This window comes from Pseudomonas sp. FP198 (assembly GCF_030687895.1).
GTDB lineage: Bacteria > Pseudomonadota > Gammaproteobacteria > Pseudomonadales > Pseudomonadaceae > Aquipseudomonas.
The window spans coordinates 2891541-2917300 of sequence record NZ_CP117452.1 but is presented as its reverse complement, the minus strand read 5'-3'; the positions used below and the strand labels follow the sequence as shown (position 1 = coordinate 2917300).

The following is a 25760-nucleotide window of genomic DNA, read 5'->3' as shown; positions in this document are numbered from 1 at the left end:
GCTCCTGCTGTCAGATCAATCCTTTGGTGGTGAACTTGCCCGAATCGGTTTTCGGCAAGGCCTCGAGGAATGTCCACTGGGCCGGGACCATGTGCCAGTCCAGGTGCGCCTTGCAGTGATCGAGCAATGCCTGTTCGCTGGTCTGGCCATGATCGGCATCAAGCACGATGCAAGCCTTGGGCACGTGCCCGGCCGACTCGTCGGCAACCGGCACCACGAGCACCTCGGCGACCGCTGGATGCGCGGCCAGGCACTGCTCGATTTCTCGCGGATTGACGTTCCAGATATTGCGCGCGAAGACGTCGTCCTTGCGGGCGACGTAGTAGAGGTAGCCTTCGGCGTCCTGCTTGAACAGGTCTCCGGTGCGATACAGCCGTGAATGGCCGAAGGCATCATGGACGAAGGCGCTGGCATTCGCTTCGGGCATGTTCCAGTACTCGAGCATCAGGTAGTCGCTGGTCACCAGCAACTCACCGACTTGGCCAGGCTGCTCGATACGCCGGCCCTGTTCGTCTACCAGGTACACGCTGACCCCCGGCAACGGCTTGCCCACCGAGGTCGGGCGTCGGTCGATTTCTTCGGGCGGCAGGTAGCTCACGCGCTTGCACTCGGTGAGCCCGTAGTTGGAAAAAATCCGCACCGCGGGCAGGGCTTCGCGGATCCGCTGGATATGACGACTGTAGAGGGCCTGCCCGCTGCTGGAGATGTAGCGCAAGCCAGGCACGCGCGCCTGCCAGTGCGGGCCCGTATTGGCCAGCAGGAAAAACACCGGGGGGAAGACATGCATCGCCGTGACCCTCTCGCGTTCGACCACCGCGAGCACCTCCTCGGCGCTGCCGGCAGGCCGGCTCTCGATGACACTGGTGGCCCCGACATACAGCGGCATCATCACGTTGTACACGCCGTAGTCGGATGCCAGCGTGGAATAACTGAGGACACGATCATCAGGGCTGTTTTGCAGATACGCAGTCACCCGGCTACAGGCCGCCAACATGATGCGGTGATTGACGAGCACGCCTTTCGGATTGAAGGATGACCCCGAGGTATAGAAGATCGAGGTGGGACGTTCAGGGTCAGCGGGCAACGGAGAGGAGGGCGCGGCGTTCCTTCCTCCGGGCGCAGCGATGGCATCGGCAAGCTGCATGACCTTGGGCACCGCAACCTGGGCTGGAACGGTAAGCAGGACCAGTTCCAGGCCAGCCTCGTCAATCAGGCCAGGCAGGTCATCGGTACAATCGGTGATCAGTACCCTGGCGCCCGAGTGCTTGAGCTGATGGATCAGCTTGGTACGACTCAAGGTGTGATGCGTCGCTGCGCTGATTACCCCAGCCTGCAACAGGCCCAGATAACCTGCAATCAAGTCAACGGAAATGGGCGCGTACAGGCCCACCCGGTCACCGGGCGCGATGCCGAGCAGGGGGAGCACCGAGGCGATGTCATCCGCGCGCTGCTGCAGTTGCTGATAGGAAGTCGCTTGCCCGTCGAGGATGAAGGCTGGCTTGGACGGGTATTTCCTGGCATTGCTGGCGATAACCTGATGGAAAAGTTGCATGGCTCAATATCCTTTTCAAGCTGAATGTCGCAAAGTCATTTACGTTTTCGCGCACACACCGAGACGTAGGTGCCTTGCCAGGTATAGGGCGCTATTGGCAAGTTTGCCGAATCGCTCAATGGCCAACTTTGCTCATCAAAGAAATGCCGGGACGCATAAATGTCGAAGTCACCCAGCCAGGCATCAAATAACCCTTCGCTGTCCTGGACAGACAAGCCCGCTTCCTTGTCCCAGATGAAGGGTTCGCCGGTCGCTTGAAAGTACCGCGACAGGTCCGATAACAGATCAAGGAAAATATATCCGCCAGGCTTTACCGCACCGACAATCTTGGCCATTACCGTTTGAAGTTCATCTTTATTGAAGAAATGCAGAACTTCGGAACAGACAAGTACGTCGTAACCTTCACGCAATGGCTCGTACCTCAGAATATCAACCTGCTGGAAGTTCAGGTCCTTTAGCCAGGGATTGAGCTTGCGACTCTGTACCGTGCTGTCGACCATGTCCACGCCGTGCAGGCTATAGCCCTTGCGCGCCAGGGCGGTAAGGTTGCGACCGTCTCCGCAGCCGAGCTCAAGGGCAGCGCCGGGACCGTCAGGCACGGTGGATAAAAACTGTTTGAACTCTTCGCGTAGTTCACCAAATAAAGCACCGTTATTACAGGCGCTGTATTCGCTGTCGTACCATTCCTTCAGAACCGAACTGTCTACTATTTTCATGGTTATCCCTGCCGACGACGATGGGCATTGCACAACAGTCTCTTCAGCGCCAAGGCGCCAAATAGAGCGATTAGTTGGGAAACAAGGAACTGCAGGAGGGCGACGGGATAACCGATGGAACTGTACTGAGGAAAACCATCATGAACTCCATTTGATTATTGTTATGGCATCCGCGCCAAATGATGATTGAAGCTGAACCGTAGCGGAGGGAAATATTTCATCGGCTCCATTAGCCTGTCAAGGCGATTCCAGGATTTGGATCCAAAAATTTTGTCACCGTCGGGTGACAGAGCTGCGTATCTGTAGGCAATTGCTTATTGCTGGAACCTGAATACTTATTCAGGCGGACTCAACACGCCGCGAATCAACGCGGCGAACGTTTCAATCACTTCATCCTGAGCATGTCGCCCCCGCACCAGGGCGCCGGCAAGTGCTTCCCCCGCACCGACCAAGCCGGTGCAGCAGCGCTCAAGTTCTGCGCTTGCCAACGTCGCGTGAGGCTCAAGTACGCTCACGAACATCCGTACGCAGTTGTCGAGCAGCTCCTGGAAAACCGCCGCCTTCTCTTCACTGCCCGCCAGGGCTGCGCCGACCGCATGGAATTCATCGGTGTTGTCCGCTGCGCACTGAATATAGGCGCTGGCCAGGACCTGAGCGGTTTCCTCCGGGCTCCGCGCAGTCCTGCTCATGGCCTCGCGAAAAGCGCGGACCCGCTCGGTATCAATCCATTTGTACAGCTCGATCAACAGCGCCGAGCGCGTGGCGAAATGATCGTATACCACCGGTTTGGACACGCCCGCGCGGACGGCCAGGCGGCCGAGGGTCAAGCTGTCGGCGTTTTCCTCGCGCACGATCAATAACGCAGTGTCCAACAGCTGCCGGCGCCGTTCGGCTTTCGAGAGTCGGCGGGAAGGGGAATTGCCTGTAGCGGTTTTAATGGGTTTCTGCACGGTGGCGCATCCAGATCAATAAAACCTACCAATGGTAGGTGACAAGGCGTAAGAGCGTGATAGTTTACCTACTAACAGTAGGTTTTAGTCCAGAAACGAGGAGAACTCACGATGTCACTTGATCCTATCTTGTTCATGGGTGGTTCCGGCGCCATTGGTCACCAGACTGCCCGAGCGCTGCGCGCCGCTCATCCCGACGTACCGCTGTTGATCGGCGGTCGTGACCTTGCCAAGGCTCGGCAGGCCGCTGAGGAAATTGGCGGGGCGCAGGGCGTGGTGATCGACTCCACTGCAGACGACCTGGGACTTGGCGCTCGCCCGGTCAGCGGGGTTGTGGTCTTTTATATGGACCACGCGATGGCCGGATTGCGCTATGCACAAAAGCGCGGGGTGCCGCACCTCAGCATTTCTTCCGGCATTTTCGAGATCGCACCGGAAATCGCCACGTACATGCACATGCCCGATGCTTCGCCCATAGTCCTGGGCTACGAATGGATGGCGGGCGCGACGACAGTGGCTACATTGAGCTGCGCCCAGGCGTTCATCCGGGTCCAGGAGATCAGCATCAGCGCGCTGGTCGATGAACAGGACACCGGCGGGCCGACCGTCGCCAGCGACTTTGAACACCTGAACAAAATGTTGCCAGCCGCGTTGACGCGACGCGACGGGGTGTTCGTCTGGCGCGAAGGCGAGGACTCCAAGGCCAGCTTCCACGCCGTGGATGGCACGCAGATCGAGGCCTCAGGCTTTTCGTCGATTGATGTCGTCGGCCTGGCCACCGCCACAGGTGCGTCAGATGTCCAATTCAACATTGGCATCGGGGTCAGCTCAACCCGACGCCAGGGCAGGCCGATGTCCACCGAGATCATCATCGAGCTCGCCGGCGAAGACCTCAACGGCAAACCGCTGCGCACCCGTCATGCCGTCGTCCACCCAACGGGTACCGCACCGCTGACCGGCCTCAGTGTGGCAATGCTCCTGGAGCGTCTGCTCGGTCTGGACGGCCATCCCTCGACGCCGCCAGGGCTTTATTTCCCTTATCAACTGCTGGACGCCACTGTGTATCTGCAGCGTCTGAGGCAGGAGGGTGGTGAGCTTCGCCAACTTCAGCTGCAATGATGCGGCTCGATCAACGCGCCTTTGGTGGCGAGGGAGCTTGCTCCCGCTCGGCCGACCTGGCGCTCCAGTGCGCAGCTGCCCGGAAATCTTGCGGTCGCTGCGCAACCGAGCGGGAGCAAGCTCCCTCGCCACGGGGATCACGGCGTAATCTTCAAGAGTCTTTGTTGCCGCTGGATCGGTGCGCTGGTGGGGAAAAGCGCTTCATCCGGTCGAAAGCGGGCGAGGCCGCAGGCGGCGGCCACGCGTTGGCGTTGCTGGCCCCGGACGAGTGCTTGCTCAAAGCTGCGTTCGCTGTGGGCCAGCCCCAGCATGTAACGAGTCCCCGCCTGGAATTGTCCGCCATTGGCCTGCCACCAGGCTTCGATTGCCGACGGGTCGGGCCAGGGCAGGTTTTCATCGGGGTCCATGGCGACATTCGAGTCCTCAGGGTCATCGTTCGGCCCTGCAGCGAAGTCCGGTGAGCTGCGCAACTCCAGGTCGAGCAGCGCCAGGTCGGCGCCGGTGATCAGGCTGAACGCTTCGCCAGCGACCCGAGCGTAAGGCACGTCGTCCATCTGCTGGATCAACCACGGGATGCTGACCGGATCGCCGAGCAATCCCAGGGCCTGGATGCCCAAGCGCCTGTCCCTGGGATCCTGCACGCACTGGCGTATCCAGGCGATGCTGGGTTCGCGGTCCTGCCAGGCCAGCAATACACAGAGCGCGCGATACTGAAACTCGCCCGGTTGCTCGGCGAATTGACGCAGAGGTTCAAGCGCCTGCTGGTCGCCCATCTGGGCGGTGGCCCAATTGGCCCAGAAGCGTGTGGCCGCATCCTCATGCAGGCGGTGGGCACGAATCTCCGACAGCAGATCACGACGCCGCAGCTCGCCAGCCGTGCGCGCGGCACGCGCCAGCAAGCTTGGGTCCGCCTCGCACAGCCCGGCAAGCAGGGCCGGGCCTGGATCGCGGCGATGCATGCCGCAGGCGGCCAGGCCGAGGCGACGGAACAGCGGCTCCGGAGCGGCGAGCATGCGCTCGATCCAGGGCGATAGCCGCTCCCAGTCCAGCCACCCCAGGGCCATCAGATAACCGCGCTCGGTTTCCATCGCACTGCGCAGATGCTCGCTGAGCCGCCACAGCACCTTCGCATTGGCGGCTTCGAAGGCCAGCACTACGCTGGCGAACATCTCGCCCACGGCGTGGGGGCCGAGCTGGGCCAGCAGAATCTCCAGGCCGGTTGGCCCGGCGATACGCAAGCCATCGAGGTGAGCGCCGATGCGCTCCTCCAGTTTGCCCAGGTCGTCGAGGTCATAGTGGGGGGCGCGTAATGCGTAATCGCGCAGGATGGCAAGGAAGGCGGCTTCCTCGACGTGCAGGTCAAGGACGACGGGCAATGTCTTCATCATGAAGTGCTGCCGATGCGTGGACGGGTCGGGTCAGTCAATTTGCAGGCACCGTTTCCAGCTGGAACCATCGAACTCCATGACGTCCTTGGGCCCGATGGACCACATGATCCCGTCGGCTGCACTCAGGTGATAACAGGTGCCGGGGGCGTCATCGCCGAAATCGACGGGGATGAGCTTGTCCTCTTCCAGGCGATAGACGAAATGGGTGGAGGACACGTACAACTGACCGTCGAAATACTCCATGCCCCAGAGGTCTTCCCGGGTGCTTTCGTGGTCGATCACTTCCCATTGGTCATTGCGCCCGCGCAGCAAGGTCCCGAGTTGGCCGCAGGCATAGGCAAACCCGTCCGGCGCGCAGCGAACCTTGTAGAGGGCCAGGTTGGTCGGGCTGTTCCGTTGGGTGAAAACGGAGCCGTCGTATTCCCAGATTTCGCCTTCCCAACCGACGGTATAGATTTCCTGTTCGCTGAACCCGTCGATGGATTCGAAGCTGGTGTCGGTGATGGGCGTGTCGCCGACCTGGGCGCTCTGGTCGATACAACGCCACTGGTCTTCGCCGTCGCGAACGTAGGCTTGGCGGCAAGTGCCTACGGCGTAGGCGCGGCCTTTGGCAATGCCACGGATTTCGCGCAGAGGGCCGCGCTTTCGCGGATCCACTCCGCAACTGGCAATGTCCTCCTCTGTTCTGATACCGCCGCCACTGGTTTCCACAGATCCATTGGTGCCCAACATCACGTGACGTTCGGCCGGCACATGGCAGACGGTTCCAGAGCATGCAAGCCAGGGCACCGCTCCAGCGTACAAGGTTCCCTGGTACAAAGTGAACAGGATCGAATCCGCGTAACCCTCGCTTACTGCCGCGTCATGAGTAGCGATCAAATAGCCGAGGTCCAGATGGCGCACGACACCAGTGCCGATGCTGAGTCCACTGAGTCGAGGGTCTCGAGGGTCCATTCGTGTCTCCAGGGATAATGAATTAAGGATTGGGGGTATCAGGGAACATGTCTCGAATAGCGTTGGCGCGCTGTTGAGGATCGCTGGTCATGGATACGCTGGCATTGATCGGTTTCTCTTCGCCAGAATCCTTTGCGTTATCGTGGTATTTGTTCAACTGCGCTTCCAGGCATTCCTGAGAACATTCGGAGTCCGGAAAAGTCCTCATGGCTGCCAAGGCCCCTGTTTTTGTGGCCTTCGCTCTTGACCATTCACCTTTGGAGTCTGCCTCGCGCAAAGCCACCACCCCACGGCGCAGGTGCATCTGCCCGTGGGTAGCGGTGGTCTGGTTGGGCCCCTCGACGCACATTACCGGGGCCTTGTCGGTCTTGTAGTTGCTCCAGCCATCTTTCGTCGGGTGCTGGTTTCTGGGCTGGTCAACGGAGTCCGGCCCGTTGGTAAAGGAGGCCGAATCGATAAGGTGGTCGCCGGTCTGTCCCGGACAACACCTGTTGGGCTTGTACGGGGCAAGGAAACAGCGCAACGCCTTTTGGCAATCGTTGGCATTGACCGCTGTCGCCAAGGACGAGTATTCGTTTTTGACTCCCTTGTGTGCCGCCAGATAGGCTGGGTCAGTTTTAAAACCGTCGCCTGCGGATTTTTTCGCATCGCTGCGGGCTTTGATGGCGTTTTTCAGCTTGTCCGTATCCGGGCAGCTCGTTTCCTTGTTGGTGCCCTTGCAAGCCTCGTTTGCTCGCGCTCTTTCGCTTTCGCATTGCCCCAGCTCCTCGGCCAATGCCATTCGGTCAGCATAAGGCCAAGGCACCGTATTCCCAGGCTGAGAAGCATGGTTATGAGTAGTCAGGTCCATGTGCCGAACAACATTCTTGCCTTCATACTTCACATCCATCGACCAGGACGTGAAATACACCTTGCCCTTGTTCCGGCTGGTGACGATGCCTTTTTTCGGCGCATTCCCGGCCTCGTCGCCATAGCTGGTCTTGAAGAAGCTCTTGTCCTTGAGCATCACTTCCTTGCCGCTGATCCTGACCGTTCGACTGCCCTTGGTCGTGTCCTTGGCCATGCCGGTGTTGGGATAGGGGATGGGCACGCCGAGCGGGGTGGGCGGGGCCTGCGGGGGGGTGAAGCAGACATCCGGAAAACAGGCGATCGACTTGCCGTCGGCCGCCTTGCAGGAAACTTCCATGTTGTTGGCAAAGACTTCGTTGGCCATCAGGCAGCCCTCACGATCCGGTAGCTGAGCAGTGCGGCCGCGCGCTCGCCAGCGTCGTTGCCCAGGTGACAGAAAATATTGGGCCCTTCGCCGTAGCCCTTGCGACTGGCAGCCAGGGCCACGGCGAGCATTGCCGGGCCGATGGCCGCACCGACTTCGCCGATGCAATCCGCCGGATGCCAGAGATGGAAGAACTCCTTGCGTACCCGCAGGCTGCGACTCAAGGCCAGGGAAGCCTCCTTGAAGTAGTACTGTTCGCCGGAAATATCCGTCAGGCGATAATCCATCTGCTCCAGGCCGCAGCCCGCTTCGTTCAGCGCTGCGCGTACAGCCTGGGTCAGGCCTTCGGCGCGCAGCGGCAGGTCTTCGGATTCCACCGTGGCCTGTTCCAGGCCGAAACCCAGGCCGATGCAGGTTAACTGCGGCGTTTCGCTGGCGACCGGGGCGGCCAACACCACGGCAGCGGCGCCTTCGCCGGGAATGAAACCGTTGGAGTTCTGGCTGGTGAGCAGGCGCTCGCGCGCTTCGAAGGCGGTCAACGTCGCTCCTGCCAGAAAGGAATCGACGCCGGCAACCAGTACGTGGCGACGACCGCCCTGGTAGATCAGCGTGCGCGCATCGAGCAGGGCCACGGCAGCACTGACCCGTCCTCGGGCAATGACGCTGGAGTCAGGATGAAAGCGCAGCCCCAGCTCCGTTTCGATGGCCTGCAACAGTCGCTTATCCAGGCCGTTCAGGCGTCCGGGACGTTCGGCTTCCGCCACGCACAGCAACAGCGGAGTCTTTTCCGGATCGACCCCTGGGGTGCTCTGCAATGCCTCGGCGATGGCGCGAGCGGCCATCTTGATCAGCTTGGTGTGGCCGCGCCAGGGCTGTTCCAAAGGTACGCTGGCGCCAATGATCCATTCGCCGCCGCGGTCGATGAAGCGGGTTTCCTGGAAGTTGTCGATGGCGCAGCGGATCGCCGCGCAGCTGGCCGGTGCGCTGAGGCCAACAGCGCTGACCATCCCCGAACCGATGACGCACAGAGCACTCATCAATCGGTTTCCTCGGGAGCACGCTTGGCTTTGACCAGGGCGCCCAGCGATGGGTAGTACTCCTTGCCCAATTCACGCGCACGCCACCAAGCCGTGGACATCGTCCCGACCAGCACCTGGGCAATCTCGAAAATGTTGCGCCGTAGCGGACGGGAAATCCGCCAGGTCAGTTGCACCTGGCGGGCGTCAGTGTCGATCAGCAAGGTGTCGATCACCGCCGAGACCGTTTCATGGCCGCCTTTTTTCATAAAAAAAGTCACCGGCACAGCCATTTCGGGAATGCGAAAGCCTGCCCGCTCCTGGGCCGTGAGGTTCAGCAACAACACCTCTTCGCCGCCGCGCAGGTAATCGGTTTGCTGGTCTTCAGGCGCGGCCTGGAAATAGCGGTTGTCGAAATCCCCAGGCAGAAACGGAAAGCAATCGGCCAGCCAGGCATCGTCGTAAGTACCGGCGAAGCGCGCGCGTTGCGGCCAACTGCGCCCAATTGGCCCGAGGGCCATGGGGCGGAAATCGCCAGAAGGGCTGTCGATCGGCTTGCCCGGCTCTTCGCTGTTCGGCATCGGCCGGCCGACGATGTCAGCGTCGTCGCAACTGTCTGGGTACCAGCCACAACCGCTCGGGTTGGGCTGGTAGCAATGACGCATGTCGGGGATGTTCTCCATGGGATGAGAGCCGCCGAAAGCCTGGGCATAGGAGATAGCCTGCGCGGTGAAAGGCTGCGCTGAGCCGGCATGGATACCTGACATTCCCAGCTGCCACTGCCGGGGACCGAACACCGAAAAAGCCTTGCTCACCCGACCGACACGAATACCCGCGGTCAACTGCGTCACCGGCCGACCACCCGGTGCATAAGCTTTGCCCGATACCAGCACGTCGCAGAATGGCTTGAAAGGCGCGAAGTCCATTTCCTCTCGTGGCGCGCTGAGGCCCGGTTCGCCGAAGAAGGTGTCAGCCATCAGCAGCGGTTGCTGGATTTCTGCGAGGGTCGCGGCACGCCCGTCCAGCGGTAGATCGAAGGTGCCCTTGGCCACGACGACCAGGGATTCGCGGCCGTCGCTCGCCATACCCAGCGTATAGGCAGCATGCAGTTTGCTGGCGTTGAGCAGTTCCATGGGGCGACTTACCTGTCAGTTGATTTGCACCGAGCCGCCCTTGATGCGGTTGACCCCGCTGGAGCGGCTGGAGAGGTAGGTGCCCCGGATGATCACCTTGCCCGCGCGGGTCAGGGTGATGCTGGCCTTGCCGCAACGCAGGACGATCTCCTGTTTCGCGCTGAACTCCAGCCGCTCGCCATCGAGGTGGGCGACCGTTGGCGTTGCGCTTGCCGGCAGGCGCTGGATGCGGCCGATCACCAACGGCCGGGCCGGGTCACCGGCCTCGAACATCAGCGCGACCTGGGCGCCGATGTCGTCACGACAGAGCGCGGTGGTGGTGCGCGCGGCGAGGCCGGTTTCGCCGGGGCAGCCGGGGAAGGCCACGACCGGAGCGTCCGGCGTGGGTACGTCAAGCAGTACTCCGATCACGACGCCATCCACGCGCGTCGGCGTGGCGGTGGAAGATACGGGAAGATGATATTCAACGGTCATGACGCCTGCTCCGTGGCTCAGTTCTGCAGAATTTTCTGGCCTTTGACGACCACATTCTTGTTGGCCTTGATGTTGATGGCGCCAGAGCCATCGATGGTGATGTTCTTGCCGCTGATGACGATGCTGCCGTCCTTCTTCATGGTGATGCTGGCGGCGCCGGTAGTCAGGCTGATCGAATCGCCGGCGTCGAGCATGAAATGCTTGCCCACATCCAGGCTGTCGTTCTGTTTGATGCCCGTGCTGCGGTTCTGGGCAACGTCGCGGGATTCGTTCTGGCCGATCCGGGTGCTCTGGTTGCCATTGATCTCGATCCCTTCGTTGCCCTGCACCGTTTCATTACGGTTGCCCGCGATGTCGATGGTCTCGTTGCCACCGACATCCTCGGTGCGGTTGCTGGCGATGCTGATTTTTTCGTTCGCGCCGACCTTTTCCGTGCGGTCCGCGCCGATGGTGATGGTTTCGTTGCTGCCCACCCGTTCGGTGCGATTGGCGCCGATCGTGATCTTTTCATTGCTGCCGACATCCTCTGTGCGGTCGACGCCGATGGAGATGGTTTCGTTATTGCCCACCGTTTCGGTACGGTCGTGTTTGACCTGCACGGTTTCATCGTTGTCGACGGTCTTGCTGCGATCATGGCCGACCCAATGGGTCTCGTCGTTCTCGACCTCGATGTCCTGGTTCTTCTCGGCGTGAATGAACAGCTGCTCCGCGCCTTTTTTGTCTTCCATGCGAATTTCATTGAAGTTGGCTTGCGTGCCGTCCTTGCTCGATCGGCTTTTCACGCCGCTCTGAGTGGCGTTGGCCGGCAGTTGGTAAGGCACGGTCTGTTCAGCGTTGTAGACGCGGCCAGTGATGATCGGCCGGTCCGGGTCGCCTTCGAGGAAGCTGACGATCACTTCCTGGCCGATTCGAGGGATCTGCACCGAGCCCCAGTTCTTGCCGGCCCAGGCCTGTGAGACGCGAATCCAGCAGGAGCTGTTTTCGTTGGACTGATCATGGCGATCCCAATGGAAATGCACCTTGACCCGACCATACTGGTCGGTCCATATCTCCTCGCCACTGGGGCCAACCACCACCGCGGTCTGTGGACCGCGGACAATCGGCATGGGCGTGACGGGGAGGGGGCGAAACGCCTGGCTGGCATCCATGCAGTCCAACTCACTGACGAACTGTTCAGCCTGTTCCTGTTGCCCGCTTTCGTAGGCTTCCTGGCGGATCTGGTAGCGTGCGACGACTATCAGGTATTCGCGGTTCTGGTCCACGCGGTCATAACCGGTCAGCGTGAACAAATGGCCGGAACCCAGCCCGCGAGCGCGGCCACGTAGCTGCACGCGCTCGAACTGGCTATGGATGGCTTCGATGCGGGTTCGCGCATAGTGATCGCCATCGTTGCTCTGGACGTACTCACCGGGGTAGTCGAAGAGCGGGTATTCGCCGTTGCTGTGGTTGCGCGGCACACTGGAGCGCACCTCAAGGCTGGCCCGCGGCCGCAGGAAGTCGTAGTCGTTCAGCGCCAGCGAGCCGGGTTGCACTTCACGGGCCATCTGCCAATCGTAGAAATGGTCGCGCTCGCGCATCTGCCGATCGGGCGGATAGAAGGGCACCGACGCGTAGTCCGCCGCCGTGGAGTGAGCGCCGTAGGCATCGGCCAGCACCAGCACATGGCGGGACTTCTCATGGCGGAAGTAGTAATAGATGCCTTCCTGCTCCATCAGCCGACTGACGAAATCGAAGCTGGTCTCGCGGTACTGCACGCAATATTCCCACTCGCGGTAGCTGCCGCTCAGGCTGTCTTCGAAGTCGGAGAAACCGAGGTCGCGAAATACCTGCTTGATGATGTCCGGCACGGTCTTGTTCTGGAAGATCCGGCAATCCGAGGTGCGGGTGAGTAGCCAGAACCAGGGCCGGAGGCTGACACGGTACCCGGCGAACTGCCCGTGCCCGGTCAGCTGTCGGCAGGTGCTGACAATGCCATGGAAATAACGTTTGCCTCCGTCGTAGAGTTCGAGGGTCAGGCCCATCGGCTTGCCCAGCAACTGGTCGAACTTGATCGCCCGATCTTCGGAGGTGAGGTCCAGCTCGTAATGGAACAACCGCCCCAGCTCTTCGCTGCCGTCCATGCTTTGCAGCAGCAGGACATCGCCGCCGAGGGGACTGTCGACCTGCACCAACCGGTTGTTTTGCGTGATTGCCATTACGGCGTCCCCTGGCTCATGGTCGGACGCCAGGTCGCGGTATATCCGCAGAGGTGATTTCCATATCGGTCTCGAAATCCCATCAGTCAAACGACCCAGCAATCAATCCGTTTTCGCGCATAGATCGTCTTCAGCCTTCACTCGGAAATGGGCGAGTGGGGCCATTTATCCGGTCTCGAAGGTTATAGCAGTCATTCCGGGAAAATGCATATAGGACAAATGCCTTAGGCAGATTGTGCCGTTGAGCGCACACAGCCCCCACGCAGTGAAGCAGCGACGCTGCGTGGCACACGCAGCGCCGTGCAACCCGATCAGGCCAGGTAATCGGTGTGCGGAGCCTGGCCTATCAGCGTCAGCTCCACCTGTCCAGGCGCGGAAAGATCGGCGGGGGGCGCATTGCTGTCGGCGCCGGAGCGGGCGGCGTCCGCGGTCGCGAACGTCAGGTTGCTGCCATCGAGTTGCCCGGCAAAGTTTCCGTCAAGCACCAGCTCGAAGCGTTGGCCGTCGGCATTGGCTTCGAAACTTTTCAAGAAGGTGCGGGTATCGTCCGCGTTGTTACCGATCAACAAGGTGCCGTCGTATCCGTTCCCGATACCGGTGAAACCCAGGGCACTGAGGTCGATATGATCCTCGACGGGATTGAAATCGAGGATGCGATCGCTGCCGCTGCTATCAGCCGTGCGAAAACTGTCTGTGACGCTGGCATAGCGAAACACGTCGTTTCCCGCACCGCCGGAGAGCAGGTCGCGACCGAGATTGCCTTGCAGCACGTCGTCGCCTGCCAGGCCACGCAGAATTTCATCGGTAGCCAGGCCTTTCAACACATCACTGCCGGACGAACCCACCAGGCGCGCGCTGCCGTCCGTGCTGCCGAAGGTGGTGTCCAGACTGCCATCGGCGTTTAGCCGAACCGCGGCAAAATCACTGCCGCCATTGGCGAAAGCGGTGCCTGCGAGCAGAATCCGGCCGTCGTCCTGCAGAGTGACGGCATTGGCTGCGGCGTAACCGCCAGGCAGGTCGATGCTGACCGAGCCTTGGTTGCCGAAACCGAGGTCGGGGCTGCCGTCGGCGTTGAAACGCAACAGGGTAAAGTCATCGTAAGAGGTGGTGTTGGCCAGCAGTATCTTGCCGTCGTCTTGCACCGTAACACCGCCGCCGAAGGCGCCGACATTGTTGACCGCCAAGACGCCATTGATGCTAAAGCCAGTGTCCGGTTCTCCGTCGGCCGTGTATTTGAGCAAGCTGTTATGAAATTCAGGCGCACCTTGGACAAGTATGCCGCCGTCCGCCAGGGAGGTGAGGCCCAGCACGAAGTGAAGCGTCCCGGGGGCTTGAAGCGTCAGGACTCCATTTGTGCCGAAGGACAGGTCTTGCGTACCATCGGCATGCAGCTGCGTCACTCTCAGCATACTGCCCTCGACGGCCCCCACCAGCACGCTGCCGTCGGCATTGGCTTCCACTATCGGTGCGGAGCCGAACCCGCTGGACAGGCTGGCCTGGGCATTGCTGTTGAACACCGCATCGGCTTTGCCGTCGGCGCCCCAACGCTGGATGATGGGGGTGTTGTCGTGGCCTTCGTGGACCGCCACCACCGCGCCGTCGGCCTGGACGCGAAGGGTGTAGGCCTTTTCGATGGGAATCTGCTTGTGGATCACCAGCCGCCCTGCGTTGCCGTAGCTGCTATCCACGCTGCCGTCGATGTTGAGACGAGCCAAGGAAAAGTCGTTGCCGTAGTCAAGGTCGAGCGCGTGATTGGTGAGGCCCGCGACCAAGACTGAGCCGTCGGGTTGTACAACCGTGTCGTAGCCATTATCGGCGTATCCGTTGACGTCGACGACCATGATCCCGGGGGCGCTGTAGGTAGTGGCCATGTAATCCGTCCTCTAAAACATCCAGAAGCGGTTCACTCTAGCCCATGACCGCTGGTGCGTCAGGCGCCCGGATAATCGGTCATGCTGGGGACGCTACGGCGTTATTCGCTTGCGACCTCGCTTGCAACCGAGGGCAAGAAAGCTCTCAGGCCCAACCAGGCGTCTACTTGGGTAACGGCGAATTAGGTACGGGCGCAGGCGGTCGCTGGGGCTTGACCGACGTGCCAAACGTGTTGCCCATGCGCACGCCGGTGGCTGCCGGCGTCGCGAGGCCGACACTGTTCGGTGCGCGTTTGTCGACCGGCACATCCAGCCGGTCCTGCGCGTGTTGCGCAGCGGCCGCGGCCTCGGGGTCGTTGCCCATCTGGCGGCTCAGGCAGTTGTAATCCGGGGTCTTGTAGCCGCCGACAGTCACCTCGATACAGGCCGGGGCCTCTTCGCCCTGGACCCCGGGCAAAGCCATCAGCAAGCCGAGACCGGCTGTCATGCTCATCCACTGTTTCATCGTTGACCTCCTGGCCCGCCACGCTGGTGGCTCATCGTTTCGACACCAGTCTAGTGCCGCGCGCGGGATTTGTGTCGGGTGTCATACGACATTCATAAACACCCATCAGGATGACGTTTTTCAACGGATACGTCAGTCGTGCAGCAGGGCATAACCGGGGGCGGACGCAGGCGTGGATTGGCCAGGGCGCCCTTGGGGTGGCTGATGGTGGCGTGGTGTCTGCTGGCCGGGCCGGCCCAGGCAGTCGGCATGGTGGACCTGGACATTGCGCCCCAGGAACTGGCCCCTGCACTGGAGCTATTCAGCCGGGCCACAGGCATGGCGGTGCTGGTGGACCACGCCTTGTCGAACCGGCGCCATACGATGGGCGTCCAGGGGCTGTTCACGCCTGCCCAAGGGCTGAGTGTGCTGCTCAGTGGTACCGGGCTGGCGGCGCAGTATGCCCGTGCGGATGCATTCACCTTGCAACCGGTACAGGTTCGCGAGGTGCCATTACCGCCGGGCGCCACTGCCGGATTGAGCGACAGCAACTATGCGGCAACGATCCAGGCGGTCATCCAGCGCAACCTGTGCCGTTCGCCATTGACCCGGCCGGGCAGTTTTCGCGCGTTGTTGCAAGTGTGGATCGGACGCGACGGCGTGGTGCAAAACAGCCGGCTGGTCAGTTCCACGGGTGATGTGTTGCGTGACAAAGCCTTGGTCAACAGTTTGCAGAACCTCAGGATCGACCGTCCGGCGCCCAGTTCGCTGCGCCAGCCGGTGACCCTGCTTTTGTTACCCGATTCATCAGGAAAAAGCATGGAATGCACAGCAGGGGAAGAGGTGTTCGGGCAATGAAAGACGCTGGCCGCAGCCCGATGGTCAAGCTGTTCCTCACCTCCTATGAGGATTTCAAGGTGCGCCTGCGCCGGCGCCTGGGGTCCGAGGAACTGGCCAACGATGTGCTGCATGAAACCTACCTGCGGGTCGACCGCATGGGCGACACGCCGGAGATCGTCCAGCCTAACGCCTACCTCTATCGCATGGCCCTGAACATTGCCGCCGATCGCCGGCAGTCCGATGCTCGCCTGCTCACCGGCAGCGAGATCGAAGAGCTGCTGCAAATCTCCGACGAAGCGCTGGATCCGGCTCGGGTGGTGGGTGGCCAAAAAGAGTTGCAGACCCTGCTGAAGGCCTTGTACGAGTTGCCGGCGCGGCGCCGCAGGATTTTCATTGCCGCGCGCCTGGAAGAGGCCCCGCACCTGGAGATCTCCCAGCGTTTCGGTATTTCCACGCGCATGGTGGAGAAGGAAATCAAGGCTGCGCTGGGGCATTGCGCCCTGCGCCTGGAAAGAAAAGTCATTCAGCGGTTCGGTCCCGGCGCGGGAAAACCGTCTTGAGAGTAGAGACCCGACCCCTTCATGAGTGTGTGTGCGCTTGAACATCTTCAGCATCGCGTCCCCTGACGATACGCCCGAGGCCCGACTGGCCGGCGAGGCCCGTGACTGGTTGATCCTGCTGACCTCGGGACGCGCCACCGTCGCCGATGCCCGCGCCTTGCGCCAATGGTGCGGGCAGAGCGCCGAACATGCGCAGGCGTTCGAGCAGGCCAAGGCGCTGTGGCATGGGCTGCGACCGGCCGCCGAAGCGGCGCAGGGACCTCGGCATTTTGGCCGTCGGGCCTTGCTTGGTGGCGCGCTGGCCGCCTCCGTGGGCTTCCTGCTGATCCGCGCCACGGTGCCGGGTGGGGTTTCCGGGCTCGCTGCGGACTACGTCACCGAAGTGGGCGAACAGCGCCGGGTCGAGCTGGGCGATGGCGTGAGCCTGGAACTCAATACCCAGACTCGCCTCAGCCGCCTGGCGCTGGCCGAGGGCGGGCAGGGCCTGGAATTGCTCGCCGGCGAAGTCGAAGTGTCCGGCAGCAGCACCACGACGATCAACGTCCAGGCCGGCGCCGGCTGGATCAGCGCCGCGCGGGCCCGGTTCAATCTTCGCTACATCGACCAGAGCGTCTGCGCAACTTGCCTGGAAGGCGTCGTGCAAGTCCAAGTGCAGGGCCGAGAGTTTCGCCTCGAGCCGGGCATGCAATTGACCTACGACACCCGCCAGGTCGGCAGCCCACAGGCCGCCGATATATCCGCCGCCGTTGCCTGGCGCGAACAGGTGCTGGTGTTCAACGATGCGACCCTGGCCAGCGTCATCGACGAGATCAACCGCTATCGGCCTGGCATGTTGCTGTTGCTCAATCGCGAACTGGGCTTGCGCAAGGTCCAGGCCCGTTTCCGCCTCGATCAACTGGCCGGCGTGGCGCTGCTGATTCGCGATGCCTATGGCGCCAAGTGCACCGAGCTGCCGGGTGGGGTGGTGGTGCTGAGTTAGTTCAGCGGCGCCTGGGCTGGCCTCTTCGCGAGCAGGCTCGCTCCCACAGTCAGATCGGGGTAAAGCTGAAGAGACAGGCCGCCTACCAGACCGCCTCGCTCTTGATCTTGATCTTGATCTTGATCTTGATCCTGATCTTGATCTGAGACGCCCCGTTAACCACGCTGGCCGAACGCAGGCATTGCGCAGTGGGCATCCCGGCATGGATGCCGGGATAGCCGCGCTGGGCCAAGGATGGCCCTTCGCGGCGGGCCCACGGAGCAATGCCGGAGTGAGGGCACACCGAGCCTAAGCGAGGTGCCGAGTGGTGGGGCAGAGCGTTTTTGGTTACTTTTGGCGCTCTTTCCAAAAGTGACCCGCCGTAAGGGCGGAACCCTAAGCAGCCGTTACCGCAATAACGGATATGTACCCAGTGTCAGCCAACTAAACCCTGGCCGACTCTCAGGCCGACTCTCAGGCCGCCATCGCGAGCAAGCTCGCTCCCACAGGGAAACGCGAGCAACCCCGCTCCCACATTCTCGAAGGGCGGGCTACTCCAACGGCCCCAGCACCTGCCGATACTTCTCCGGCCCTTGCGGCGTCTGCCGGGTCAGGCTGATCTCGATGCCCGGCGGATCCTCCTGCCGGTTGCCGCTGAGTTTGCGCCAGCCCTTTTCCCTGTCCCAGAACCGCAGCCCCGCATCGCTGACCTCACTCAACACAGCCACGCCCGCGCCCGGTGCCGGTAGAGGGTAGTGGCTGCGAGCCTGGCCTTGAGCGCGATAGAGTGTGTCGCCCTTGAGCCACCAGCGTACCCGTTGCAAGCCACCGCCCTGATCGGCGGCCTCACGGATAACGTCAAGGCGAAAACCCTGGCCTTCGGTGCTGCGCAGGGTGAGGGCGGGCGGGGCGGTCGAGGGCTCGTTGTCGATCCCTGGCTTGAGCGGTTCGCTCAACTCGACGCCAGCCCGCAGGGCCACATCGCGCTCCAGTTGGTTAAGCACCCGCAGCAAGGCTTCGGTCTGCTCGGTGCTGGCCTGCAAGTGGCTGTCGGCGCGGGTCACGCTATCCAGCCCGCGCCACGCGATCAGGCTGATCACCGCCATCAGCAGGATCGCCACCATGACTTCAAGCAAGGTGAAGCCTGTCTCCCGGCCGCTCATTGAACCAATACCCGACCGGCGGCGCTGCGTTGCACAGTGAAACTGTTCTGGCCGTCGGACAAGCGGATCTGTAGCGGCACGCCGATCCATTCGGCATTGAGCACCACGCGTTGCCGGGGTTCCACACGTACCTCCATGGACGGGCTTTGCCACCGTCGCGGGCGCAGCTGCGGGTCTTCCTTGAAACGATCGAGCCCCACGCCCTGGTCCGGGCGGCGGCTGAAGCCGAAGCCCTTGGCGTCCCAGCGCCAGGTGATCGGGCGCCCGTCGGCGCGGGCTTCCGTCTGGGCCAGTTGCAGCAGCTGGGCCAGCCGTTCGGCATCCTGGCGCAGCAGCTTCGCCGGGTCCGGCTTGATGCTCAGACTCACGGCCGCGCTGGCGATGCCGACGATCACCAGCACCACCATCAATTCGATCAGGGTAAAACCGCGTTGCTTGCCGTGCATCCGGGCGCGCTCCTTTGCGTTGGTGATCATCGTGCACGCTGAAGATGATAAGGATGTGAAATAAAACGGAGAGAATTGACGCGTACGCTGGACGCTGGAATCAAACAAGGAGATCAGGACATGACGTTCACGGAACGAGTCTCCCCGGCGCATATCGTCCAGGCGCTGGGACTGGTGGCAGCGTTGGCCGGAGTGGCGACCTGGTCTTCTCTGCTGCTGACATCCGCCGAGTCGCGCACCCCGGACGTGGCCCCGCAACGCCTGGCCGAGCGTTCCGACAGTCCGGCGTTGCAGTGGTTTTCCAACCAACCGGCGGCGGTGGATATCAAGGTCAGCGGGGTGATGGCCGGCGCCCGCGGCGCGGTGGCGATCCTGAGTCTCAACGACGGACCACCGCGCAGTTTCCTGGCCGGCGAGCGGGTAGCCCAAGGGGTAAGGCTGGTAGCGATCGAGGCACAGGCCGTGGTAATCGAACGCGGCGGCGAACAGACCCGTTTGGCACTGGCGCGGCTACCGGATTCGGTGAGTTTGCCGTCGCTGCTCCGCTGAACTCTGTGGCGAGGGGATTTATCCCTGCTGGGCTGCGCAGCAGCCCCAAAATTGAATATCCACTCGGTTGTCGGCCTGAAAAGGGGCTGCTACGCAGCCCGACGGGGATAAATCCCCTCGCCACAAAAAGATCGTGTGCATCCGGTTATTTTTCCCGACCGAGCAGGGTCTCCAGCCGAGCCAAGGGCGGCGCCTCGCGGCTGCGGTCGGATACGCTTAGCTCGACCCGCAGCATCCGCCCGTTTTCCGCCGGGCGCAGGTTTTGCTCGCAGCGCAGCAGCAAGCGCCCCTGATCGCATTGAAAAACTTTCATCCCCGGCGTCACGTGTCCCTCCAGGCGCAATTGCGCCAATTGGCTGCGAGCCGTCAGCAAGGCGATGGACTTGTCTCGCAGCAAGCCGTTGCTCTGGGTCATCACCGCCGCCACGCGCACCGCGGCCGACATGGCCACGGCAATGATCGCCAGGGCCACCAGCACTTCGATGAGGGTGAAACCGGCTTGTGGGGCTGGGCGTGGCATCGGTCGGCTCGAGGGGGCGAAAGCAATACCCAAGCCTGAGCAATGTTCTTTACAGATTGACGACGCAAGCTCCTGAGCAATTTCAATATCGCTGACATATTTTCTTGCAACACTGCGCCTCGAATCGAATCCAGGAAGGACCGTCGAGATGCACATCGCCCCTTGTTACGCCCGTTCCCGAGGCCCACGCGGGCAGCGGGGCTTCACCCTGATCGAGATCATGGTCGTGGTGGTCATCCTCGGCATTCTCGCGGCGATGGTAGTGCCCAAGGTTCTTGATCGACCTGACCAGGCCCGTGCCACGGCGGCGAAGCAGGACATCGGCGGGTTGATGCAGGCCTTGAAGCTTTATCGCCTCGATAACGGCAGCTACCCCAGCATGAACCAGGGCCTCAAGGTATTGGTGGAACGGCCGGCCGATGCCAAGAACAGCACCTGGCGTTCCTACCTGGACCGCTTGCCCAACGATCCGTGGGGCCGCCCCTACAACTACCTCAATCCTGGCGCGAACGGCGAGGTCGATATCTTTTCCCTCGGTGCCGACGGCCAGCCTGACGGCGACGGTGTGAACGCCGACATCGGCTCCTGGCAGTTATAAGGGCCGTGATGCGCACGAATTCGCCGACAGCGGCGAGGCAGCGCGGCATGGCGGTGATCAGTGCCTTGCTGATTGCTGCCGTGGTGGCCGTCATTGCCGGTGGCATGCTCACCCGCCAGACCCTGTTCACCCGCAGCCTGGAAGCCGAGCAACTGCGCATCCAGGGCGCGGCGCGGTTACAGGGCGGCCTGCAGGTGAGTCGCCAGTTGCTCTGGGAGGTTCGCCAGCGCGATCCCTTGACGCGCTTCGGCCAACCTTGGGCGAAACCTATCCTGATGCCGGGCTCCGGCCAGGTCGACACGCCATTCGAAGGGCAACTGGAGGATGAACAGGGCAAGTTCAACCTGCGCAATCTGGTGGTCGATGACCAGGTGGACCAGGAACAGCTGCGCGCCTTCGAGCGGCTGTGCGAGCAGTTGGGTGTCGCCGCCACGGTACGGGCGCGTATCGTCGAGCGGGTCATTGCTGGCTACCCGCGTCTGTTGAATCCGCCCCGGGCGGGCCAGGCGTCAACGAGCAGCACGTTCGTCAGCGGCCGCAGTACCTCGCCGGACGCCTCCGACACGCTGGCGCCGACCCGCCCGATGCTGCGCACCTTGCAGGACCTGCTCAGCGTCAAGGGCGTCACCCCGGCACTGCTGGAAACACTGGCCCCTTACGTCACGATCCTGCCGGCCAATACCTGGCTCAACGGCAACACCGCCAGCGCCGCGGTGCTCGCCGCCTACGTACCGGGATTGTCGTTGCAACGCGCCCAGGCGCTGATCAATGAACGCGACGGTGGCCACTGGTTCATCAATCGCGGGGATTTCGTCAACCGCCTGCGCATGCCCGAACTGGACGTCAGCACCGTCAAGGTCGGCATCGCCAGCGACTGGTTCCGCCTGCGGGGCCAGGTGCGCAGCGGCCAACGGCGGGTCGAGCTGGATGCCTTGCTCCAATGCAGCCAGGACCGCTTGCCTCAGGTGATCTGGTCGCGGGTGGGTGTATGAGCCGTTTGCGCATCGCCCTGGCGCCGCTGGATCGCCTTGGCCTGGACAGCCCGGTGGCATTTGCCTGGCTGGACCGCCAAGGGCAGGTGCGTGATGCTGGTCTCAGCACACTCCGGGCGCTTGGCGAGGGCACGAAGAAGCAGGCGGTCGAATGTTTCCTGCATCCGCGTGACAGCTTGCTGACGCGCCTGGAGCTGCCGCCATTGTCTGCGGCGAAGACCACCGCCGCCGTGACCTGCGCGGCCCAGGCGCTGATGCTCGGTGCCACTGAACAGATGCAAGTGGCCCACGGCCCGCGGGATGCGGACGGGCAGGTAGCGGTCGCCTGGCTGGACCGTGCGTCGCTGAACATGTTGGGTCAGATCCTGCTGCAGGCCGGCCTCAAGTTGCGCGGCCTGTATCCGGCCGCCTACGCCTTGCCGGTGTTGTCGGAGCCAGTGGCGTGTATCGAAGACGGGCACTTGCTGGTGCGCCATGGCTTGCAGCACGCGGTGGTCCAGCCGTTGCTGGAAGATGCGCTGGACGAGTGGCTTGTGGAAATGGGCAGCGGCCTGCATTGGGTGGGAGAGTCACCGCCGCAAGTGACGACTGACAGTTTGCCCGTCACCCAGCGCTGGAGCGGTGTCGCGCCGGGCTGGGGCCTGCATGCCGGGTTGACGCAGGGGCGTGCCGGGCGCGGCGGCTGGGGGCGGGCGGCGGGCATCTGCGCGCTGGCGGTGGCGGTGTGGGTGGTCGGGCTCAATCTTTATGCAAGCCGTGAAGCGGCCCAGGGGCAGCGGCTCAAGGCGCAGATGAGTCAACGGGTGAAGCAGGCGTTTCCTCAGTTGCCGGTGATTCTCAACCCCTTGCAGCAGGCCCGTCAGCAAATCGCCGCGCGCCAGAGCGGTTCGCTGGCGGAGCCTGGGCAGCGCTTCGCCAGCCTGGTAAGGCAGGCGGGCAGCGCCATGCCGTTCATGAGCGGCAATGTGCAGGAACTGGTGTTCGAAAACGCTGAGTTGCGCCTCAAGCTCGTCGCCGAAGCGCAGAAAGTCGCGGCCGGCGACGACTGGAAAATGCCCCTGGTCCAGGCCGGCATCGAGGTCGCGGCCATTGACCAGGGGTGGACGTTGCGCGTGGCTCCCGCCGGGCAGGAAGCGCAAGACAGCCCCGACGAAAACCAGGAAGCGAACGATGAATAAGCTGACCGCGGCACAGCTGAAGGCGCGTTGGCAAAACCTTCGCACGGCCTGGCAGGGCCTGGCCGCCCGCGAGCAACGTGCCGTGGCCCTGGCGGCGCTGGTGCTCGGTGGCGGCCTGGTCTGGCTGGCCTTGATCGAGCCGGCGTTGAAAACCATCGCTTATTGGCAGGCCGAAACCCCGAAGCTGCGCTCGCAGACCGAGGCCCTCGAAGTGCTGCTGCGCGACGTTGGCGGACCTGCCCGGGGTCAATCCCTTGAAGTCGCCCTGCGCCAGACCCTGGATGCCAGCGGCCTGGGCGAGCGCTACCAGTTACAACCGCTGGGTACCGCGGCGCCTGACGCGTGGCAACTCACGTTCACCGACGCGCCGGCGGACGGGGTGATCGATTGGCTGCTCGGGAGTCCACCACAATTTTCCCTGGAAGTGATCGAGGCCCGCTTGCAGCGCACGGCCCCGGCCAGTTCCGACCCAACCCCCGGCACTCTGTCCGGAACCGTTCGCATGAACCACGCGTCAAGCGCTAAGGAAGCTTCATGAAGGGGTCCAGATACCCGCGACATTGGCGCAAGGCCGCGCCGCTGCTGTTGCTTGCTTTGGGCGCGTGCACCAGCACGCCGCCGGCCTCGCAGCCACCGTTGCTGGTGGACAGCGAACTGGGCATGCCGCTGGGCAGCACCCAGCGCAGCGGTGACGCGTTGCTGGACCGGCAACGGGCCCAGGCATCCAGTGAGCGGAAACCACCGGTGCGCCATCAGGTCGACCTGACCGCCCGCGCTCGCGCACCGCGTAGCGATGCCCCTGCGAGCAATCCGTTGGGTGATCAACCGGTCACGCTGAATTTTGTCGAGGCCGATATCCAGGCGGTGGTGCGCGCCTTGTCGCGTTCCACCGGTCAACAGTTCCTGGTCGACCCGCGAGTCAAAGGCAACCTGACCCTGGTCTCCGAAGGCCAGGTGCCGGCCCGCCAGGCCTATGAGATGCTGCTCGCGGCCTTGCGCATGCAGGGCTTCAGCGTGGTCGATGTCGGCGGTGTCGCTCAAGTGGTGCCGGAAGCCGATGCCAAGTTGCTGGGTGGGCCGATCTACAATGCTGACAAACCCGCCGGCAACGGCATGCTGACGCGCACCTTTCGCCTGCAATACGAGAACGCGGTGAACCTGATCCCGGTGCTGCGCCCGATCGTCTCACCGAACAACCCGATCAACGCGTACCCCGGCAACAACACGATTGTGGTGACCGATTACGCCGAGAACCTCTCTCGCGTCGCGCAGCTGATCGAGGGCATCGACACCCCGAGCGCCATCGACACCGATGTGGTGCCGATCCAGAACGGCATCGCCGTGGACATCGCCCAGATGGTTTCCGATCTGCTGGAGACCCAGGGCGGCGACCAGACGCAGAAGATCAATGTGATCGGCGACCCGCGCTCCAACTCCATCATCATCCGCGCCGGCAGCCCGGAACGGACCGAGCTGGCGCGCAACCTGATCTACAAGCTCGACAACGCGCAGAACAACCCGAGCAACCTGCACGTGGTGTACCTGCGCAACGCCCAGGCCGCCAAACTCGCCCAGGCCCTGCGCGGTTTGCTCACCGGGGAGAGCGAAGGCGAGGGCAACGACAATTCGCGCTCGGTGCTCAGCAGCATGGGCGCCAGCACCAACGGCCAGAGCGGGCAGGGCAACGAAAGCGCAGCCAGCCCCGTGAGTAGCACCACCTCGGGCAGCGGCAGCGGCTATGGCCAAGGCAGCAGCGGGCAAACCTCCAGCACGACGCAGAGCGAGCAGAACACGGCCTTCAGCGCCGGTGGCGTGACCATCCAGGCCGATGCCACCACCAACACCTTGCTGATTTCCGCGCCGGACCCGCTGTATCGCAACCTGCGCGAGGTCATCGACCTGCTCGACCAGCGCCGCGCCCAAGTGGTGATCGAGAGCCTGATCGTCGAAGTCGGCGAGGACGATGCCAGCGAGTTCGGCGTGCAATGGCAGACCGGCAACCTCGGTGGCAGCGGCGTGATCGGCGGGGTCAACCTCGGCGGCACCGGGCTCAACCTCAACGGCAAGACCAGCATCGACGTGTTGCCCCAGGGCCTGAACCTGGGGCTGGTCAACGGCACCGTGGACATCCCCGGCATCGGCAAGATCCTCGACCTCAAGGTGTTGGCCCGGGCCTTGAAAAGCAAGGGCGGCACCAATGTGCTGTCGACGCCGAACCTGCTGACCCTGGACAACGAAGCGGCGAGCATCTTCGTCGGCCAGACCATTCCGTTTGTCAGCGGCAGCTACGTCACCGGTGGCGGCGGCACCAGCAACAACCCGTTCCAGACCGTGACCCGTGAGGAGGTCGGCCTGAAGCTCAACGTCCGGCCGCAGATTTCCGAGGGCGGTACGGTCAAGCTCGACATCTACCAAGAGGTCAGCAGTGTCGACAACCGCGCCTCCAGCACCACCGGGATCGTCACCAACAAGCGAGCGATCGACACCAGCATCCTGCTGGACGACGGGCAGATCATGGTCCTCGGCGGGCTGCTGCAGGACGGTTACAGCCAGAGCAATGATGCGGTGCCGTGGCTGTCGACCATCCCCGGCATTGGCGCGCTGTTTCGCAACGAGCGACGCCAGGTCACCAAGACCAACCTGATGGTTTTCCTGCGGCCCTACATCATCCGCGACACGGCGGCGGGTCGCGGCATCACCCTGAACCGCTACGACTTCATGCGCCGCGCGCAAGGCCTGCTGCAACCGGAGCGCAGCTGGGCGCTGCCGGACGTACAGGCGCCGCAACTGCCGGCCTCGGCCCGGGCGATTCCAGGCGCCACGCCCGCCGGGCTGCAAACGCCGAGGGCGGTGATCAAGGCGGTGCCGGTCGAAGGAGGCGCTCGCTGATG

26 protein-coding genes are annotated in these 25760 nt (G+C 62.8%); 10 read left to right on the top strand and 16 right to left on the bottom strand.

What is annotated here, in order from left to right:
* Positions 1-10: 10 nt before the first annotated feature.
* From PSH78_RS13350 to PSH78_RS13340, 3 genes are all read right to left on the bottom strand, one after another.
* Positions 11-1552: a class I adenylate-forming enzyme family protein gene (locus PSH78_RS13350; protein WP_305501140.1), complete on the bottom strand. Its 1542-nt coding sequence runs from the start codon at positions 1550-1552 to the stop codon at positions 11-13.
* Positions 1553-1587: 35 nt separating this feature from the next.
* The gene (locus tag PSH78_RS13345; RefSeq protein ID WP_305501139.1) at positions 1588-2268 is read right to left on the bottom strand and encodes a bifunctional 2-polyprenyl-6-hydroxyphenol methylase/3-demethylubiquinol 3-O-methyltransferase UbiG; all 681 of its coding nucleotides are present in this window, start codon (positions 2266-2268) and stop codon (positions 1588-1590) included.
* Between the two features lie 335 nt (positions 2269-2603).
* The gene (locus tag PSH78_RS13340; protein WP_305501138.1) at positions 2604-3218 is read right to left on the bottom strand and encodes a TetR/AcrR family transcriptional regulator; all 615 of its coding nucleotides are present in this window, start codon (positions 3216-3218) and stop codon (positions 2604-2606) included.
* 111 nt (positions 3219-3329) lie between these two features.
* Between PSH78_RS13340 and PSH78_RS13335 the strand changes: the two genes are divergently transcribed.
* Entirely contained in the window at positions 3330-4337 is a 1008-nt protein-coding gene (locus tag PSH78_RS13335) for an NAD(P)-dependent oxidoreductase (RefSeq protein ID WP_305501137.1), read from the top strand.
* Between the two features lie 137 nt (positions 4338-4474).
* On the opposite strand, the gene PSH78_RS13330 is transcribed toward PSH78_RS13335, so the two are convergent.
* The 9 genes from PSH78_RS13330 to PSH78_RS13290 all read right to left on the bottom strand — a co-directional run bounded on the left by PSH78_RS13330 (position 4475) and on the right by PSH78_RS13290 (position 15086).
* Positions 4475-5722: a TIGR02270 family protein gene (locus PSH78_RS13330; protein WP_305501251.1), complete on the bottom strand. Its 1248-nt coding sequence runs from the start codon at positions 5720-5722 to the stop codon at positions 4475-4477.
* Between the two features lie 33 nt (positions 5723-5755).
* Complete coding sequence (locus tag PSH78_RS13325; protein WP_305501136.1) at positions 5756-6679, bottom strand: hypothetical protein; 924 nt, start codon at positions 6677-6679, stop codon at positions 5756-5758.
* 22 nt (positions 6680-6701) lie between these two features.
* Positions 6702-7892, bottom strand: coding sequence for a PAAR-like domain-containing protein (locus PSH78_RS13320; protein ID WP_305501134.1), 1191 nt, complete (start codon positions 7890-7892; stop codon positions 6702-6704).
* Positions 7892-8929 (bottom strand): hypothetical protein, encoded by a 1038-nt coding sequence (locus tag PSH78_RS13315; RefSeq protein WP_370871103.1) that lies wholly within the window; start codon positions 8927-8929, stop codon positions 7892-7894. The genes PSH78_RS13320 and PSH78_RS13315 overlap by 1 nt, the downstream gene beginning before the upstream one ends.
* Positions 8929-10041 carry a DUF2169 domain-containing protein gene (locus tag PSH78_RS13310; protein WP_305501130.1) on the bottom strand — a complete coding sequence of 371 codons (1113 nt, stop codon included), beginning with the start codon at positions 10039-10041 and terminating at the stop codon, positions 8929-8931. The genes PSH78_RS13315 and PSH78_RS13310 overlap by 1 nt, the downstream gene beginning before the upstream one ends.
* Positions 10042-10056: 15 nt before the next feature.
* Positions 10057-10515, bottom strand: coding sequence for a DUF6484 domain-containing protein (locus PSH78_RS13305; protein ID WP_305501128.1), 459 nt, complete (start codon positions 10513-10515; stop codon positions 10057-10059).
* 17 nt (positions 10516-10532) lie between these two features.
* Positions 10533-12710: a type VI secretion system Vgr family protein gene (locus PSH78_RS13300; RefSeq protein WP_305501127.1), complete on the bottom strand. Its 2178-nt coding sequence runs from the start codon at positions 12708-12710 to the stop codon at positions 10533-10535.
* A gap of 311 nt (positions 12711-13021) precedes the next feature.
* Positions 13022-14581 carry a hypothetical protein gene (locus tag PSH78_RS13295; protein ID WP_305501126.1) on the bottom strand — a complete coding sequence of 520 codons (1560 nt, stop codon included), beginning with the start codon at positions 14579-14581 and terminating at the stop codon, positions 13022-13024.
* Between the two features lie 163 nt (positions 14582-14744).
* Complete coding sequence (locus PSH78_RS13290; protein ID WP_370871102.1) at positions 14745-15086, bottom strand: hypothetical protein; 342 nt, start codon at positions 15084-15086, stop codon at positions 14745-14747.
* Positions 15087-15290: 204 nt separating this feature from the next.
* Between PSH78_RS13290 and PSH78_RS13285 the strand changes: the two genes are divergently transcribed.
* Genes PSH78_RS13285 through PSH78_RS13275 form a run of 3 tightly spaced genes read left to right on the top strand, consistent with a single transcriptional unit; the run spans position 15291 to position 17444 of the window.
* Entirely contained in the window at positions 15291-15923 is a 633-nt protein-coding gene (locus tag PSH78_RS13285) for a TonB C-terminal domain-containing protein (protein WP_305501125.1), read from the top strand.
* On the top strand, positions 15920-16465 hold the full coding sequence (locus PSH78_RS13280; RefSeq protein WP_305501123.1) for a sigma-70 family RNA polymerase sigma factor: 546 nt from the start codon (positions 15920-15922) through the stop codon (positions 16463-16465). Before PSH78_RS13285 ends, PSH78_RS13280 begins: the two co-directional genes overlap by 4 nt.
* 37 nt (positions 16466-16502) lie before the next feature.
* Complete coding sequence (locus PSH78_RS13275; protein ID WP_305501247.1) at positions 16503-17444, top strand: FecR domain-containing protein; 942 nt, start codon at positions 16503-16505, stop codon at positions 17442-17444.
* A gap of 82 nt (positions 17445-17526) precedes the next feature.
* Here PSH78_RS13275 and PSH78_RS13270 read toward each other — a convergent pair whose 3' ends face one another.
* The 3 genes from PSH78_RS13270 to gspH all read right to left on the bottom strand — a co-directional run bounded on the left by PSH78_RS13270 (position 17527) and on the right by gspH (position 19032).
* A complete protein-coding gene (locus tag PSH78_RS13270) occupies positions 17527-17676 on the bottom strand; it encodes a hypothetical protein (RefSeq protein WP_305501121.1) in 150 nt (49 codons plus the stop codon).
* Between the two features lie 298 nt (positions 17677-17974).
* Positions 17975-18586, bottom strand: coding sequence for a prepilin-type N-terminal cleavage/methylation domain-containing protein (locus PSH78_RS13265; RefSeq protein ID WP_305501119.1), 612 nt, complete (start codon positions 18584-18586; stop codon positions 17975-17977).
* Positions 18583-19032 carry a type II secretion system minor pseudopilin GspH gene (gene gspH / locus PSH78_RS13260; RefSeq protein ID WP_305501245.1) on the bottom strand — a complete coding sequence of 150 codons (450 nt, stop codon included), beginning with the start codon at positions 19030-19032 and terminating at the stop codon, positions 18583-18585. Before gspH ends, PSH78_RS13265 begins: the two co-directional genes overlap by 4 nt.
* A 120-nt stretch (positions 19033-19152) precedes the next feature.
* Between gspH and PSH78_RS13255 the strand changes: the two genes are divergently transcribed.
* Positions 19153-19581 (top strand): type II secretion system protein N, encoded by a 429-nt coding sequence (locus PSH78_RS13255; protein ID WP_305501117.1) that lies wholly within the window; start codon positions 19153-19155, stop codon positions 19579-19581.
* 145 nt (positions 19582-19726) lie between these two features.
* Here PSH78_RS13255 and gspI read toward each other — a convergent pair whose 3' ends face one another.
* Positions 19727-20101, bottom strand: a complete 375-nt coding sequence (gene gspI, locus PSH78_RS13250) for a type II secretion system minor pseudopilin GspI (RefSeq protein WP_305501116.1) — start codon at positions 20099-20101, stop codon at positions 19727-19729.
* Positions 20102-20249: 148 nt separating this feature from the next.
* Here gspI and gspG point away from each other — a divergent pair, with 148 nt between their 5' ends.
* Genes gspG through gspD form a run of 5 tightly spaced genes read left to right on the top strand, consistent with a single transcriptional unit; the run spans position 20250 to position 25758 of the window.
* Positions 20250-20699, top strand: coding sequence for a type II secretion system major pseudopilin GspG (gspG, locus tag PSH78_RS13245; protein WP_305501115.1), 450 nt, complete (start codon positions 20250-20252; stop codon positions 20697-20699).
* Positions 20700-20707: 8 nt separating this feature from the next.
* Complete coding sequence (gene gspK / locus PSH78_RS13240) at positions 20708-21691, top strand: type II secretion system minor pseudopilin GspK (RefSeq protein WP_305501113.1); 984 nt, start codon at positions 20708-20710, stop codon at positions 21689-21691.
* Positions 21688-22869 carry a type II secretion system protein GspL gene (gene gspL / locus PSH78_RS13235; RefSeq protein ID WP_305501111.1) on the top strand — a complete coding sequence of 394 codons (1182 nt, stop codon included), beginning with the start codon at positions 21688-21690 and terminating at the stop codon, positions 22867-22869. Before gspK ends, gspL begins: the two co-directional genes overlap by 4 nt.
* On the top strand, positions 22862-23407 hold the full coding sequence (gene gspM, locus PSH78_RS13230) for a type II secretion system protein GspM (protein ID WP_305501109.1): 546 nt from the start codon (positions 22862-22864) through the stop codon (positions 23405-23407). Before gspL ends, gspM begins: the two co-directional genes overlap by 8 nt.
* Entirely contained in the window at positions 23404-25758 is a 2355-nt protein-coding gene (gene gspD, locus PSH78_RS13225) for a type II secretion system secretin GspD (protein WP_305501107.1), read from the top strand. The genes gspM and gspD overlap by 4 nt, the downstream gene beginning before the upstream one ends.
* Positions 25759-25760: the final 2 nt, after the last annotated feature.

Coding starts and splice junctions, on each gene's coding strand:
- PSH78_RS13350 (WP_305501140.1), bottom strand. CDS start 1,552: ATGCAACTTTTCCATCAGGTTATCGCCAGCAATGCCAGGAAATACCCG.
- PSH78_RS13345 (WP_305501139.1), bottom strand. CDS start 2,268: ATGAAAATAGTAGACAGTTCGGTTCTGAAGGAATGGTACGACAGCGAA.
- PSH78_RS13335 (WP_305501137.1), top strand. CDS start 3,330: ATGTCACTTGATCCTATCTTGTTCATGGGTGGTTCCGGCGCCATTGGT.
- PSH78_RS13330 (WP_305501251.1), bottom strand. CDS start 5,722: ATGAAGACATTGCCCGTCGTCCTTGACCTGCACGTCGAGGAAGCCGCC.
- PSH78_RS13325 (WP_305501136.1), bottom strand. CDS start 6,679: ATGGACCCTCGAGACCCTCGACTCAGTGGACTCAGCATCGGCACTGGT.
- PSH78_RS13320 (WP_305501134.1), bottom strand. CDS start 7,892: ATGGCCAACGAAGTCTTTGCCAACAACATGGAAGTTTCCTGCAAGGCG.
- PSH78_RS13315 (WP_370871103.1), bottom strand. CDS start 8,929: ATGAGTGCTCTGTGCGTCATCGGTTCGGGGATGGTCAGCGCTGTTGGC.
- PSH78_RS13310 (WP_305501130.1), bottom strand. CDS start 10,041: ATGGAACTGCTCAACGCCAGCAAACTGCATGCTGCCTATACGCTGGGT.
- PSH78_RS13305 (WP_305501128.1), bottom strand. CDS start 10,515: ATGACCGTTGAATATCATCTTCCCGTATCTTCCACCGCCACGCCGACG.
- PSH78_RS13300 (WP_305501127.1), bottom strand. CDS start 12,710: ATGGCAATCACGCAAAACAACCGGTTGGTGCAGGTCGACAGTCCCCTC.
- PSH78_RS13295 (WP_305501126.1), bottom strand. CDS start 14,581: ATGGCCACTACCTACAGCGCCCCCGGGATCATGGTCGTCGACGTCAAC.
- PSH78_RS13290 (WP_370871102.1), bottom strand. CDS start 15,086: ATGAAACAGTGGATGAGCATGACAGCCGGTCTCGGCTTGCTGATGGCT.
- PSH78_RS13285 (WP_305501125.1), top strand. CDS start 15,291: ATGGTGGCGTGGTGTCTGCTGGCCGGGCCGGCCCAGGCAGTCGGCATG.
- PSH78_RS13280 (WP_305501123.1), top strand. CDS start 15,920: ATGAAAGACGCTGGCCGCAGCCCGATGGTCAAGCTGTTCCTCACCTCC.
- PSH78_RS13265 (WP_305501119.1), bottom strand. CDS start 18,586: ATGAGCGGCCGGGAGACAGGCTTCACCTTGCTTGAAGTCATGGTGGCG.
- gspH (WP_305501245.1), bottom strand. CDS start 19,032: ATGCACGGCAAGCAACGCGGTTTTACCCTGATCGAATTGATGGTGGTG.
- PSH78_RS13255 (WP_305501117.1), top strand. CDS start 19,153: ATGACGTTCACGGAACGAGTCTCCCCGGCGCATATCGTCCAGGCGCTG.
- gspI (WP_305501116.1), bottom strand. CDS start 20,101: ATGCCACGCCCAGCCCCACAAGCCGGTTTCACCCTCATCGAAGTGCTG.
- gspG (WP_305501115.1), top strand. CDS start 20,250: ATGCACATCGCCCCTTGTTACGCCCGTTCCCGAGGCCCACGCGGGCAG.
- gspK (WP_305501113.1), top strand. CDS start 20,708: ATGCGCACGAATTCGCCGACAGCGGCGAGGCAGCGCGGCATGGCGGTG.
- gspL (WP_305501111.1), top strand. CDS start 21,688: ATGAGCCGTTTGCGCATCGCCCTGGCGCCGCTGGATCGCCTTGGCCTG.
- gspM (WP_305501109.1), top strand. CDS start 22,862: ATGAATAAGCTGACCGCGGCACAGCTGAAGGCGCGTTGGCAAAACCTT.
- gspD (WP_305501107.1), top strand. CDS start 23,404: ATGAAGGGGTCCAGATACCCGCGACATTGGCGCAAGGCCGCGCCGCTG.